We start from the raw sequence: 13,639 nt of genomic DNA on the forward strand, positions 1-13,639 counted from the left end.
GTCAACGTGACCAATCGTGCCAATGTTGACGTGCGGCTTGTTGCGCTCAAACTTGCTCTTTGCCATGTGAATTGCTTCCTGTGAACGTGAAGTCGATTTCCCGGCGAACCGGTTTGGTGTCGCCGTTTACGGCTTTGCAAGCGAATGCGCAAGACTTAATTGCAAGCACGCTTGTTGCACCGCCAAAAGCGACGTGATGACTGCCATATGGTGCTATATTTGATGGATTCAACGCGGGCCGTACGTACGGATGCGTGTATGACTGGCACACGCACTCTTTACGAAGAAGTGATTCATGTCATATTGACATCGAATTGGCTTGCGGAGACCGGCAACCGGAATCGATATCGCCGGTTTATCAACGTCCGTTTTCACAGCCGCTTTCTCCCCGACACCCATTCGTGTCTGCTTCAGGATCTGTCATGGAAATTTTTACCGCTGCCGGTTTTACGGCATTTCTTCAGGTCATTGCGATCGACCTTGTTCTTGCAGGCGATAATGCCATCGTCATCGGTCTCGCCGCTGCCGGCCTTCCCGCCCACCTCCGCCGGAAGGCCATACTTGTCGGTATTATTGCGGCCACCGTTCTTCGTATCGCCTTCGCAGCAGTGACCGTACAACTGCTCGCCATTGTCGGCTTGCAGCTTTTCGGCGGCCTTCTGCTGGCATGGGTTTGCTGGAAGATGTGGAGCGAACTGCGTGCGCAGGGCAAAGCAGGAGACGAGATCACCAATGACGAAGCCGACCTGACGAAGGGGAACAAGACCTTCTTCCAGGCGGCGGTTCAGATCGTCATAGCCGACGTATCCATGTCGCTGGATAACGTTCTGGCCGTGGCAGGTGCCGCGCAGGACCACATCACCGTCCTCATCATCGGCCTGATCTTCTCCATCGCGCTGATGGGCCTCGCCGCAAATTACGTTGCCAAGCTGTTGCACCGCTACCAGTGGATTTCCTACGTCGGCCTTGCAGTCATCGTCTATGTGGCGCTCAACATGCTCTATCACGGCTTCGTCGAAGTCTGGCCTTACGTGCAGCCGTATTTCAGCTGAACTCGCCAGCCATTGCGGTTTTGACGAGCCCGGAGATGATAGACGTCTCCGGGTTTTTTATTGAAAAAAACTCTGCCCAAAAGCTTGTCAGCCCGCATTGGCAAATCAGCCCCAGCTTCGACCGCAAGTCGCACAATTCGTCCGTACCTTTTCGTGGTTGCCGTCAGCCTCACGCAAGCATAGACACCCATTACTTTAGATATGACGAATAACTATAAAGGCTATCTGAACAATGGCTTATGACTGGTCCGGCGGGCGTGTTCGCCGCTTTCGCCAAATCAAAATCGGGATGACTTTCAGCGCGATTTTCTTCGTGTTCCTGATCGCGGGAACTCTATACGGCACCATGTGACGGCACTTGCCTATGCCGTTGATACGGGGACGTTCACGTTGGACGCACCCACATTACCGGAATACGGGCTGTCAAAAACAACTCCGCTAAAAAGCGTCGCGACGCCATCGATGTAGCGGTAGCATTTTCCGATTTCGGTGATCTTGACGAAACCGTCTCCGCGCCGAACGCGGTAGACCATCTCAAATGCGTCGCCTGACAGAACGGAGTTTCTGATTCCCTCTGCGACATAGGGACGGTCGTCTTCATGGATTATCGTTATCATCCGCTCTACGGGCAGACCATCGTTTAGCTCTTCGCAGGAAAATCCCATGATTCGAGCGAAGACCTCATCCGCCCAAAAAAGGTTCTGCTGGACGTCCCAGACGTAAAACCCACCGAGATTCATTGCGACATAGCGCTGAACGGGTGTATTCTCCGACATTATCAATCCTGGGTTTATTCTAAACCGATATGTCACTTTATGCGGTATCTGGAGACCGTACAATAAGGCAGAACTGTGTTAGCACCAAAAACCGGTGGCTTCCGAAATCGTTCCATTTCATGAATATTTTTTTGCTACGGGAGTTTGGCGCACTCGATTGATGCCAGTGGACATATTGCTCGCATCGCGCCGCCCTGTTGTCTGAAGGCGATAGCGCCCTGCTCAAGACATGCGAAGACCCCAGCATGACTGGCGTTGTAGATCATCGTTTGTTGGAAAGTGGAGCGGGTAGCGGGAATCGAACCCGCGTATTCAGCTTGGAAGGCTGCTGCTCTACCATTGAGCTATACCCGCGGCGGTGGTTTCGATCCGTGCAGAATGGTGGAGGAAGTTGGATTTGAACCAACGTAGGCTGAGCCAACGGATTTACAGTCCGTCCCCTTTAACCACTCGGGCATTCCTCCAGTATTCTGCGAGGATCAAGCGACCAAGCTTAACCAGATTTCCGGTGCGGCGCGTTGCCGTTCCGTCGTCTGTGGCCGCGTATATGACTGCCCTCGCCGCGTCTGTCAACACGATGTGTGACGAAATTTCACGAAAAATGCGAACAGAGTCATAGGCCTGTGGATGAGTGCGTCTCTCTCAGGAAAGACGTCGGCATTTTTATCATGACGGCCTCACAAAACAGGAAGAGAAGCCAACTCCGCGGCCAATTGATAGGGTGCGAAGCACGACAGGGTACTGGTGCTGGAGCAGCGCTAAAGATATAAGACGGCATGAGCAAAGACGATCCAAACGATAAATCCACCCGTGACACTCACTATGCAACGCTGCGCCGTCAGGTGCGTGATGCCAAGAGAGAGCGTGGCGAAATCCCCACCCCCGCATTTCAGAAGCGCAGGCCGCGTGGCGGCGAAGACTGGAAGGCACCGCAACTGGCACCTGATCAGGTCCATCTCTACGGGCTGCACACGGTCCGCGCGGCGCTTTCCAACAAGGAGCGAGAGATCGTCAAACTGTCCGTCACGCTGAACGCGTTGGCGCGGCTGGAAATAGGCACAGCGGAAGAGCAGCCCTTCCCAGTGGAAATGGTATCCCCGCAGGATATCGATAAGGTGCTTGGGCCGGACGCCATCCACCAGGGCATCATGCTGGAAACGAAGCCCCTGCCCGTCAAGAAGCTGGGCGCGTTGAAGAACAGCCCGCTAATTCTCGTTCTCGATCAGGTCACGGACCCGCACAATGTCGGTGCCATCATGCGCTCGGCAGTCGCCTTCAATGCCGGTGCCGTTATCACAACCATGCGTCACAGCCCAACCGAATCCGGCGTCATGGCGAAGTCTGCATCCGGCGCGCTGGAAATGATTCCCTACATTCAGATCGGCAATCTGGCCGATGCGCTGGGTGAGTTGCACAAGCTCGGCTTCACCTCCATCGGTCTCGACTCAGAAGGCCCTGCCCCGATCGAGGGCACATTCAGCGGCAAGAAAATCGCGCTCGTCCTTGGCGCTGAAGGCAAAGGCCTGCGGCAGAAGACGCGTGAAACCGTCTCTGCGCTGGCACGCCTCGATATGCCCGGCGAGATCAAATCGCTGAATGTTTCGAATGCTGCAGCCATTGCGCTGTATGCCGCACGCCAATTTCTCGCAAAATCATAATTTCCCGGACAACATCTTTATTGGAGCACCAATGCCAGAGCTGACAAAACCCACCGGCGAACTCACGCTTCGCACACTTGCCATGCCGACAGATGCGAACCCGGCGGGCGATATTTTCGGCGGATGGGTTATGTCACAGATGGACTTGGCAAGCGGCATTCGCGCCGCAGAGCGTGCCCGCTGTCGTGTAGTGACGGCAGCGGTCAAGGAAATGGCATTCGAACTGCCCGTGAAGATCGGCGATACCCTGTCGATCTATACGGACATTGCCCGGGTTGGGCGCACATCCATTACCCTCACCGTCGAAGCGTGGGCGCAACGCTCACGCTACAACGCCATGGAAAAGGTCACTGCCGGAACCTTTATCATGGTGGCGATGGACGACGAAGGAAAGCCGACGCCCATCGCGCAGCAGGTCTGATCCGCTGGCACTCACGTCAAATCTTCAAATAAGCCGATGATCTATCGAAGCTGAGCCCCGGAAAAACGCCGTTGGTCAGCGCTTCGCTGCCCACATCGAACTGGCGATAAAGCATAGCGGCGGCGAGTTCGCGGACGTCACCAGTGGGCATCAGGTCGCGGTCGTCAAGAAGCTTGCCATCCGCAAGTCCCGGCCAGCTGCCCAGCACCCGCCCGCCATCGATGCCACCGCCGGCCAGAATAGCCGCGCCGCCGGTGCCGTGATCTGTTCCGCCGGTGCCGTTTTCGCGCACCGTGCGGCCAAACTCCGTCATGGCAAGCACAACGGTCTTTTTCCAGACATCCGGACCCAACGCATCCTTCAACGTCGTCAGTGCGATGGTCAGGTCTTTGACGGTACGGGCAAACTGGCCTTTCTGCCCGGCATGCGTATCCCAGCCATCAACGGAAAAGCTGGCGATCCGATAATCTTCACGCAGCAAACCACCTGCAAGCTTGGCGACATCGCGAATGCCCTGCCCGCGTTTTTCGTCCTGGAACAGCTGCTCTGCCGACATGTCCGTGCGCAGGGCTTCGGCCAATACCCGGCTGAAATCCGCATCATTCGCATATAGACGCTTGAAGAAGGCAACGTCATCCGCCGCCATCGTCATATCGGAGGTGGAAGCCCAGCCATCGGCCTCATTCGGTCCGGAAAGAATCAGCTCCATCGAGGTATTGATATCGATAGCCTTGCGATCCTGTGATCTGGGGATCGATGAAAGCGCTCGATTGAGCCAGCCTGTCCTTTCTGCATGAACATGTTCCGCACCGCTTTCCAGCATGTCCTGCCCATCGAAATGGCTGCGCTGGTCCCGGTACGGCGTCGAGACCGCGTGCACGAAGGCGAGTTCCTTGGCTTGGAATAGCGGCATCAAAGACTGGGCTGCCGGGTTGAGACCGAAATGGCCGTCGAGATCGATCAATCCCGTATCCGGCGTTAACGCCAATGTCGGGCGAAAGCCTGCAAAGGCGGCATCGCCATAGGGCTGCACCAGATCCAGCCCATCCATCGCGCCGCGCAGAACGATGGTGACGAAGCGGTTATCGCCCGGCATGGCGGCGAAGCTGACGGGAGAAAAAACCGGCAACGCAGCTGCACAGCAAGCGGTGGCAAGAAAACTGCGGCGGCTTATCAGCATATCCTGAGAGAAGGCCATGTTTCCTATCTCCTGTTGAATTCGGGCGAGGACAGCGCAAGCGTCATACCACTTGTGCGGTTCGGGGCCTGGCTGACGACGCGGATGGTATCGTCACGCGCCATATCGGCCATGGCGACTTCCAGAAGCTTTTTCGGCTCCGTGTCACCACCCAGTGAGTTTGATGCTTTACGAGCCCACAAAATTCGCTCGCTCATTTGGCTGGGCGATAGCCATGATGCGACACCCTCCTCGAAACCCGCAGGGCTCGGCGGCTGCCACACCGGCTGGCCCATGCGGCGCAACGAGGCAAGCGTCAACGTCCGCGCCAGACTCTGCCTGGGCTTTGGCTTTTGTACCGCTGCATCCGGCTTCATTTCCGTCACAGGCTTTTCCATCGCCATCTGGTCGCTCGCCGCGGATGCCGGGCTGTCTTTCGGCACCATCTGTCCCATGGCCTCTCCCATGGCAGGCATCGGCGCGACATCGTCGTCACCAGCTGGAGACATTCTCGCCTGCCAGTTTTTCTGGTTGATCCCAAAAGCGCGAAGACCGGATACGACATAGTCGAACGGCAGCTTCATCTTGCGCCCCGGTTCTGCCCAGGCGCGGGGATGATTGAGCATTGCGGCATAGACTTTGACCAGTTGCCCGTTGCTGGCCTTCCACTCATTCGTCATGGCGGCCACCACGTCTGCCGGTGCTTCATCGTCAATGAAATGCGCCGCCAGTTTGCGACAGACATGCGCCGCGGTCTCTGGCCTCATGGCCAGGTCATCCAGCATGCTGAGGCAGTCATCCGCTGTGCGCTCGTTTCCGCCATAGGAAACACCGAGGACCTTGATTTGTCCCGGCTCGGCCATGCGCGGGCGAAACAGCATTTCGTATCGGTCATCCACCGTCATGCCGGTCAAGACCAGCGCTGCGGAGCGCACATCGGTTTGCGTGTAGCCGCTGCCAGCCCCCATTGTGTGGAGTTCGAGCAGTTCGCGACCCAAATTTTCGTTCAGTCCCGCCTTGCGGTTCGCAGCGGCAGCGGATTCAGGGCCGGCGGATCGGTTCTGATCCAGATAGATCAGCATGGCTGGGTGTAGCACCGCAGCCTGCAACAGGTCGCGGAAGGGTCCGGCCAGATGCGGGCGGATCGCCTCGACCTCGTAGAGTGGCGTAATGACCCGCATGTTCACTGCCTTACGCGCATTCACGGAAAAATGGTCGACCCAGAACGATGCCAGTCGCTCGTGAAAACCGTAAGGCGAGAACACCGCCTGCATGACTCGGGCGAGACTATCGCGCTGAAAGCTCTGCTCGGCCTTTCGCTGCAAGACTTGCCTTGCTTCACGGTCGGGCTGATCACCCTTTTTGGCGGGGCGTATGGCCACGAAACCGTCTGCGAGATCATCAGATCGTTGTCGCGCTTCGAACGCACCGCCAATGGGAAAAAACGCGTCTTTCAATGGCGCGTCGGCAAGCTGCACCAGAAGGTCATCCGAGTTCCGGTTCAGCACCTGGCCCGGCGATAGCCCGTAGCCATAGCGGATCGCCGCCATCGTTGGAGAAAAAGGAACCATTTCCACCACTCCTGCCAATATTGACAACAGCGACAATCCCCGCCAATTCCGGCGGAAACGTCGCGGAATCATGGCCTTTTTCAGACATGGACAATTTGTAATTCAGCGCGGCGTGGTACGCCGTGCCGCAGTGACAATAAGGAGAAAATGTGGCACAGCACCAGACATGGGACTTATTCGCAAAATCATGCAGGATTGCAGTTCGGCTGGCGCTATCGCCATGCTGGCGCTTCTGTTGTTTTTGCTGCAAGGCCTTACCAATGGTGTTGCCAATGGCAACATGGCCGCCATGGCACTATCGGCAGATGAGATCATCTGTTCCAGCCACATGCCGGATGGTGCATCCGGCAAGCAGGACCCGGCAGGCAAGCTTGCCAATAATTGCTGTGGCACGCTCTGCCGCCTCGCCACCGCCTCTGCCATTACACTTCCCGCTGTGCCAACAGAACCGGTTATCGGTTTTGCTCTGACACTTCAGGTCAGCTTCCAGCACGCCGAAGCAAAACGTTCACCGCAGCCGCCGAATCGCGAATCCCAACCCCGCGCCCCTCCCTCCGCTCTGCAAACCTTGAGCAAAGCCTCGGCCTGAAACACGCGCGCAACCGCCGTTGCGCAGTTTGGCCGTCCAACCTCATTGTCCAGCGGAGACATCTCATGTCCGTCACCACCTCCTTCGAAGGAGAGCGCCAGGCCGCGCAATCTTCTTCCATCAACCTCTACCGCGCCGTCTGGCGCTGGCATTTTTATGCCGGTCTCTTCGTTCTGCCCTTCTTGATTTCCCTTGCCATCACCGGCGCACTGTATCTCTTCAAGGATGAGATCGACGGTTTCATCCATGCCGATCTGAAGCGCATCGAAGCGGTGCAGAACGCCCCGCAGGCCAGTCCATCCGCCATCATCGCATCCGCATTGGCCGCCGTTCCCGGCACCGCCGTCAAATACACGACACCCGCTGACCCCGGCGCTTCGACCGAAATCACCGTCAACACGGCAACGGGCAAGCGCGCCATCTATGTGAATACCTATACCGGCGAAACCCTAGGCTCCCTGCCGGACCGGGGCACCGTTATGTGGACCATCCGGTATATCCACAGCCTGAAATATTTCGGCACTTTCGCGCGCTACTTCATCGAAATCGCGGCCGGCTGGTCCATCCTTCTCGTTGCAACGGGCATTTATCTCTGGTGGCCACGCAAGCAGACGGGCGGCGTGATTACCGTGCGCGGCACGCCTAAGAAGCGCGTCTTCTGGCGCGATACCCATGCCGTAACCGGCATATTCGTCGGTATCTTCATTGTCTTTTTCGCCATCACAGGCATGCCATGGTCCGGCGTCTGGGGCGCAAAGGTCAATGAGTGGGCCAATGGCAACAATTTCGGATATCCGGCCGGCGTGCGCGTCGATGTCCCTATGTCCGGTAACCGTCTGAACGACGTGGCAAAAACCTCATGGTCTCTGGAACAGGCGCAAATCCCGCAATCCAGCACCCATGATCACGGCCAGCATATGGACACTGGCACCGCGATGGCTCCGATGGACAGCCAACCGACCATGCCACCCATCGGCATCGACAACGCCATCGCCCGCTTCAACCAACTCGGCCTCCTGCCCGGCTACACAGTAGCCCTGCCCACCACGCCAACCGGCGTCTATAGCGGCTCGGTCTATCCGGATGATCTGTCAAAACAACGTGTGATCCATCTCGATCAATATAGCGGCGAACCTCTGATCGACATGAGCTACGCCGATTACGGCGCACTCGGCAAAGGGCTGGAATGGGGCATCAATGTCCACATGGGCCAGCAATATGGCCTCGCAAACCAGATCATCCTCACCCTCGCCTGCCTCGGCATCGTGCTGCTTGCAGTTTCCGGCGGCATCATGTGGTGGAAACGCCGCCCCAAAGGCTCCCTCGGCGTGCCGCCCCTGCCAAACGAAAAGCGCGTGCTACACGGCCTGATCGCCCTACTCGCCATCGGCGGCGTGATTTTTCCGCTGGTGGGGATAAGCTTGTTGGTGATGCTGGTATTGGATCTGGTGGTTCAGGCACGCCAGAAGCGCCGCAGGGCGTAAACCAACGAGGCCGGGAGCAATCCCGGCCATGACTTTATACATTCCTCTGAAATTGTTATGCGCAGTGAAGCAGCTTCGAGAGGCGAAATTTTATATGCCCTTTAGGCTTTTCGTGAAACGCAAGCCAGTCTGTTCATACCCCAGACGATTATAAACGCGGTGAGCAGATGTTCGATGGTTGCTAGGGTTGACGGAGACACGATCCACTCCTCTTTCGGCAAACCATCTTTCGCCGCAGGCAACAAGCAGAGCAGCCACTCCACGCCCGCGAAAGTGTGGAGAAACGACGAGCGCTACGATCGCTCCAGCAAGATCGCTACGGTAGAAAGAAGGCGTTATCGAAAGCCCTATCATCCCTGCAACGCTCTCAGCCTCGACCGCCACAAAGGCCGCGTAGTTATCGAGCTTAGCCAGCGCGCTCATCCTGAACGTCATTTCATCGAGCGAAGTCGGATAACCCAGTTCACCCATCAACAATGCCAACTCTGGAAAATCGGCATGTATAGCAATTCTCGTTTTCATCGGAAAACAATCATACCTACATCAAAGAGACCACATTCCTCTGAAGTCAAAAATTCAGTCTAAATTATATCACTTCTGGGCGACAGGATTATGACCGAAGAACAAACGATGGAACGTGATCGATTAAGTACATTAGTTTATACTGACCTTTATTTTATCCGATAAACCTTACACACCAGCCCCTCCGGCGTCCGATACGTCTGAAACCCCATCGCCTCGTAATAGGCCTGCCCCAGCGCATTATCCGCGCCGATGCTGGCATCGATATTCTCGATCCCGGCCGCTTTGGCAGCCACCAGCGTTGCCCGAAACAAGCCCGAGCCGACGCCCTGGCGGGCAGCCGTTGGGCTGACATGCGTGCCGATGATGCCCCAGCCTTCTTCGACACCATATGGGTTGCCGGGTCTCGCATAGGTCAGAGATTGAAAGCCGAGAATTTGGCCATCACTGTTTTCCGCGACCGTGCACTCGATGTTGTCTTCGCGCTGGAGATAGACTTTGAGGATCGTCTCAATATCCCGCGGCGTCTTGCGCAGACCGGCCGCGAATATCTCGTTCTGCACGGCCGTCATTGCCGCTGCGTCATCCAGTGTTGCGGTGCGGATTTTCAACATCGGATCAAGACTTGAACAGGAAGGACGCGCCGAATGCGATCAGGGCGAAGCCTATGACGTGGTTGATCGTCAGACTTTCCTTCAGCCAGAACACCGAAAACAGCGCAAACACGGTGAGCGTGATGACTTCCTGCATCGTCTTCAACTGTGCCGTGGAATAGACCTCGGAGCCCATGCGGTTGGCGGGTACGGCAAGGCAATATTCGAACAGGGCGATGCCCCAGCTGACCAGGATAGCGAGGAAAAGCGCGCTGCCTTTGTGTTTGAGGTGTCCGTACCATGCAAACGTCATGAAAACGTTTGAGGCAATGAGCATCACGATAGGCCAGATATGGGCAGGGGTAATGGCAAAAGGCATGATCGACCTTTGAGAATGGAGGGAAATGACCATCGGACAGGGAACTGATCCGTTTTACGGCGTATTGCTTAGCGCAGACGGCGGAAAACCGGAACAGGCATTTGAAGTGCCCCTGAACGTAAGTCAGGGCGCGGGAAAAACGCCGAAGCCGCCTTCCGGTTCCAAAGCGCCGGATGTTTCCTGTTTGTACTCTATTTTTCGACCCCGCCCCTTCACTTTCAAACGGACTCTCTCCATATTCCGACCATGGCCAGATCACCAAAGACATCTTCCGACAAAACCTCCCGCTCCGATGGCTTCGCAGAAATGCCGCAAGCCCCGTTCGAAGGCGCGCCGCTTTCCGGCAGCGTTTCCGATTGGGTAAAGCAGCTGGAGGCAGATGCCGAGGCGTCTTCCGTCGAGACCCAGCGCGAAGTCGCGTCCAAAGCGGGCAAGCACCGCAAGAAGATCGAGATCGAGGCGCGCAAGCAGGCTATCGAAGAGGCCGAGAAGGCCAAGAGCGGCGGCAGCGTCAACAAGAAGGCCACCGCCCAGAAAACCTCGCGCGGCGTGTCCATTGGAGCCTCCAACGATCCGAAAACCCGTGCTGCCGCCGGTCTCAACCCGGTCGCCGGCATGGATGTCAGCCTTGAAGATGCCGAAAACCTCGCCACCGGTGCGGTCACCGCGACGGTCGAGGCCCTATCGGCACTGATCGAAAGCGGCAATCCGCTGTTCAAAGACGGCAAGATGTGGACGCCCCACCGCCCTGCCCGTCCGGCCAAGTCCGAAGGCGGCATCACTATCCGCATGGCCTCGGATTTTGAACCGGCGGGAGATCAGCCTACCGCTATTAAGGACTTGGTCGAGGGCATCAATTCCGGCGAGCGCAGCCAGGTTCTGCTCGGCGTCACCGGCTCCGGCAAGACCTTCACCATGGCCAAGGTCATCGAGGCCACCCAGCGACCTGCCGTCATTCTTGCGCCCAACAAGACGCTGGCGGCGCAGCTCTACTCGGAGTTCAAGAACTTCTTCCCCGACAATGCGGTGGAATATTTCGTCTCCTATTACGATTATTATCAGCCGGAAGCCTATGTGCCGCGCTCGGATACCTTCATCGAGAAGGAATCCTCGATCAACGAACAGATCGACCGCATGCGCCACTCCGCCACCCGCTCGCTGCTGGAGCGGGACGATTGCATCATCGTCGCCTCTGTTTCCTGCATTTACGGTATCGGCTCGGTGGAAACCTACACCGCCATGACCTTCCAGATGGCGATTGGCGACAGGCTGGATCAGCGCCAGCTTCTGGCCGATCTCGTGGCCCAGCAATATAAACGTCGCGATATGGATTTCCAGCGTGGCTCCTTCCGCGTGCGCGGCGATACCATCGAAATCTTCCCCGCTCACCTGGAGGATGCCGCTTGGCGCATCTCTATGTTCGGCGACGAGATCGACTCGATCACCGAGTTCGATCCGCTCACAGGCCAGAAGACCGGCGATCTGCAATCCGTCAAGATTTATGCCAACTCGCACTATGTCACCCCGCGCCCCACGCTGAATGGTGCCATCCGCTCCATCAAGGAAGAGCTGAAAGGCCGCCTTGCCGAGCTGGAAAAGGCCGGACGCCTGCTAGAAGCCCAGCGGCTGGAGCAGCGCACCCGCTACGATATCGAAATGCTGGAAGCCACCGGCTCCTGCGCGGGTATCGAGAACTATTCGCGCTATCTCACCGGCCGCAATCCCGGCGAACCGCCGCCGACCCTGTTCGAATATATCCCCGACAACGCGCTGCTGTTCATCGATGAGAGCCACGTCTCCGTCAGCCAGATCGGCGGCATGTACCGGGGCGACTTCAGGCGCAAGGCGACGCTGGCCGAATATGGCTTCCGCCTGCCGTCGTGCATGGACAACCGCCCGCTGCGCTTCGAGGAATGGGATGCCATGCGTCCGCCGACGGTCGCCGTGTCGGCCACCCCCGGCAATTGGGAAATGGAACAGTCCGGCGGCGTCTTTGCCGAACAGGTCATCCGCCCCACGGGCCTCATCGATCCACCGGTCGAAATCCGCTCCGCCCGCAGCCAGGTGGATGACGTGCTGGGCGAAATCCGCGAGACGGCGCAGGCCGGGTACCGCACCCTCGTTACCGTGCTGACCAAACGCATGGCCGAAGACCTTACCGAATATCTGCATGAACAGGGCGTGCGCGTGCGCTACATGCACTCGGATATTGACACGCTGGAACGCATCGAAATCATCCGCGACCTGCGCCTCGGCGCATTCGACGTGCTGGTGGGTATCAACCTGCTGCGCGAAGGTCTCGACATTCCCGAATGCGGCTTCGTCGCAATTCTCGATGCCGACAAGGAAGGCTTCCTGCGCTCCGAAACCTCGCTCATCCAGACCATCGGTCGCGCCGCCCGTAACGTCGATGGCAAGGTCATCCTTTATGCCGACAAGATCACCGGTTCCATGAAACGCGCCATGGAAGAAACCAGCCGCCGCCGCGAAAAGCAGGTGGCCTACAACACCGAACACGGCATCACGCCGGAATCGGTCAAGGCCCGCATTTCGGATATTCTCGACAGTGTCTACGAGCGCGACCATGTCCGCGCCGATATCTCCGGCGCATCCGGCAAGGGCTTCGCCGATGGCGGCCACATGGTCGGCAACAATCTTCAGGCGCACCTCAACGCGCTGGAAAAATCCATGCGCGACGCCGCCGCCGACCTGGACTTCGAAAAAGCCGCCCGCCTGCGCGACGAAATCAAACGTCTCAAAGCCGCCGAACTCGCCGCCATGGACGATCCGATTGCCAAGGAAGAGGCGAAATCGCTGGAAGGTGGCGGCAAGAAGGGCGCAAAGAAGGATCCTTCGAGGCTCCGCCCTTCGGGCTCCGCGCCTCAGGATGAGGGCGGTGCTTCTGGCGAAAACGGCGCTGCCGGAGGACCTCATGGTGAGGAGGCCCAGGGGGCCGTCTCGAACCACGAGAACCAAGAGGGCGGCACCTCCAAATCCCTCTTCGCCAAACCCACCCTGGACAACATGGGCCCCGGCACCGACACCGCCAAACCCCTGTTCCGCAAAAACAGCCTCGACGAAATGACCGTCGGCCGCACCGAAAAGCCGGTCAAGGGAGCAACCCCGGCCAAGCCGAAGAGCGAGGACGGCAAACGCTTCTCCCCTCTTCTGGAAGGCCAGCCAGAGCGCGCCTCGGGAGGCAAAGACGACCCCCGCACCATCGCGCGTGGCAAGGTTGGTGTGGGTAGTTACGAGGACCCGGGTGAGCAGAAACGCAAGGGCCGGACGAAGGGGAAGACTGGAAGGCCGGGTCGGTAATGAGCCGTAATCTCCTGACCCTAACTTTTGCTAGGACGAGAACGGACCCTAGCATACTACGCGAGCGAAAGTCTGTTGTTGGGAATTACAGACTTTCTC

At 57.8% G+C, this 13,639-nt stretch carries 12 protein-coding genes, 2 tRNA genes and 1 pseudogene; 6 read left to right on the forward strand and 9 right to left on the reverse strand.

All coding sequences use genetic code 11. The features are described from left to right. Positions 1-66: pseudogene (locus CPJ18_RS27045) on the reverse strand (GTP-binding protein); the annotation flags it as partial. 356 nt (positions 67-422) lie between these two features. Here CPJ18_RS27045 and CPJ18_RS26380 point away from each other — a divergent pair. Continuing rightward, positions 423-1,052, forward strand: coding sequence for a TerC family protein (locus tag CPJ18_RS26380; RefSeq protein ID WP_103660493.1), 630 nt, complete (start codon positions 423-425; stop codon positions 1,050-1,052). A 362-nt stretch (positions 1,053-1,414) separates the two neighbouring features. Here CPJ18_RS26380 and CPJ18_RS26385 read toward each other — a convergent pair whose 3' ends face one another. From CPJ18_RS26385 to CPJ18_RS26395, 3 genes are all read right to left on the reverse strand, one after another. Next, complete coding sequence (locus tag CPJ18_RS26385; RefSeq protein WP_103660494.1) at positions 1,415-1,828, reverse strand: PAS domain-containing protein; 414 nt, start codon at positions 1,826-1,828, stop codon at positions 1,415-1,417. Positions 1,829-2,108: 280 nt separating this feature from the next. Continuing rightward, positions 2,109-2,182, reverse strand: a tRNA-Gly gene (locus tag CPJ18_RS26390). Positions 2,183-2,207: 25 nt separating this feature from the next. Then, a tRNA-Tyr gene (locus CPJ18_RS26395) sits at positions 2,208-2,292 on the reverse strand. A gap of 312 nt (positions 2,293-2,604) precedes the next feature. Between CPJ18_RS26395 and CPJ18_RS26400 the strand changes: the two genes are divergently transcribed. Together CPJ18_RS26400 and CPJ18_RS26405 are read left to right on the forward strand one after the other, a co-directional pair. Next, a complete protein-coding gene (locus CPJ18_RS26400; RefSeq protein ID WP_103660495.1) occupies positions 2,605-3,486 on the forward strand; it encodes a TrmH family RNA methyltransferase in 882 nt (293 codons plus the stop codon). 31 nt (positions 3,487-3,517) lie between these two features. Further along, entirely contained in the window at positions 3,518-3,907 is a 390-nt protein-coding gene (locus CPJ18_RS26405; protein WP_103587706.1) for an acyl-CoA thioesterase, read from the forward strand. 16 nt (positions 3,908-3,923) lie between these two features. Here CPJ18_RS26405 and CPJ18_RS26410 read toward each other — a convergent pair whose 3' ends face one another. Continuing rightward, complete coding sequence (locus tag CPJ18_RS26410; protein ID WP_103660496.1) at positions 3,924-5,105, reverse strand: DUF1501 domain-containing protein; 1,182 nt, start codon at positions 5,103-5,105, stop codon at positions 3,924-3,926. Positions 5,106-5,110: 5 nt separating this feature from the next. Continuing rightward, on the reverse strand, positions 5,111-6,655 hold the full coding sequence (locus tag CPJ18_RS26415; protein WP_245445507.1) for a DUF1800 domain-containing protein: 1,545 nt from the start codon (positions 6,653-6,655) through the stop codon (positions 5,111-5,113). A 166-nt stretch (positions 6,656-6,821) separates the two neighbouring features. Between CPJ18_RS26415 and CPJ18_RS26420 the strand changes: the two genes are divergently transcribed. After that, on the forward strand, positions 6,822-7,244 hold the full coding sequence (locus tag CPJ18_RS26420) for a DUF2946 family protein (RefSeq protein WP_103660497.1): 423 nt from the start codon (positions 6,822-6,824) through the stop codon (positions 7,242-7,244). A 65-nt stretch (positions 7,245-7,309) separates the two neighbouring features. After that, entirely contained in the window at positions 7,310-8,728 is a 1,419-nt protein-coding gene (locus tag CPJ18_RS26425; protein WP_103660498.1) for a PepSY-associated TM helix domain-containing protein, read from the forward strand. Positions 8,729-8,818: 90 nt separating this feature from the next. Here the strand turns inward: CPJ18_RS26425 and CPJ18_RS26430 are convergent, their stop codons facing one another. The 3 genes from CPJ18_RS26430 to CPJ18_RS26440 all read right to left on the reverse strand — a co-directional run bounded on the left by CPJ18_RS26430 (position 8,819) and on the right by CPJ18_RS26440 (position 10,222). Further along, positions 8,819-9,250, reverse strand: a complete 432-nt coding sequence (locus CPJ18_RS26430) for a GNAT family N-acetyltransferase (protein ID WP_103660499.1) — start codon at positions 9,248-9,250, stop codon at positions 8,819-8,821. A gap of 149 nt (positions 9,251-9,399) precedes the next feature. Further along, a complete protein-coding gene (locus CPJ18_RS26435) occupies positions 9,400-9,864 on the reverse strand; it encodes a GNAT family N-acetyltransferase (RefSeq protein WP_103660500.1) in 465 nt (154 codons plus the stop codon). 4 nt (positions 9,865-9,868) lie between these two features. Further along, positions 9,869-10,222 (reverse strand): DMT family protein, encoded by a 354-nt coding sequence (locus tag CPJ18_RS26440; protein ID WP_077122710.1) that lies wholly within the window; start codon positions 10,220-10,222, stop codon positions 9,869-9,871. A gap of 246 nt (positions 10,223-10,468) precedes the next feature. Between CPJ18_RS26440 and uvrB the strand changes: the two genes are divergently transcribed. After that, positions 10,469-13,540 carry an excinuclease ABC subunit UvrB gene (uvrB, locus tag CPJ18_RS26445; protein ID WP_103660501.1) on the forward strand — a complete coding sequence of 1,024 codons (3,072 nt, stop codon included), beginning with the start codon at positions 10,469-10,471 and terminating at the stop codon, positions 13,538-13,540. Positions 13,541-13,639 lie beyond the last annotated feature (99 nt).

Source organism: Agrobacterium rosae, from assembly GCF_002915175.1.
In the GTDB taxonomy this organism is placed as follows: Bacteria; Pseudomonadota; Alphaproteobacteria; order Rhizobiales; family Rhizobiaceae; genus Agrobacterium; species Agrobacterium rosae.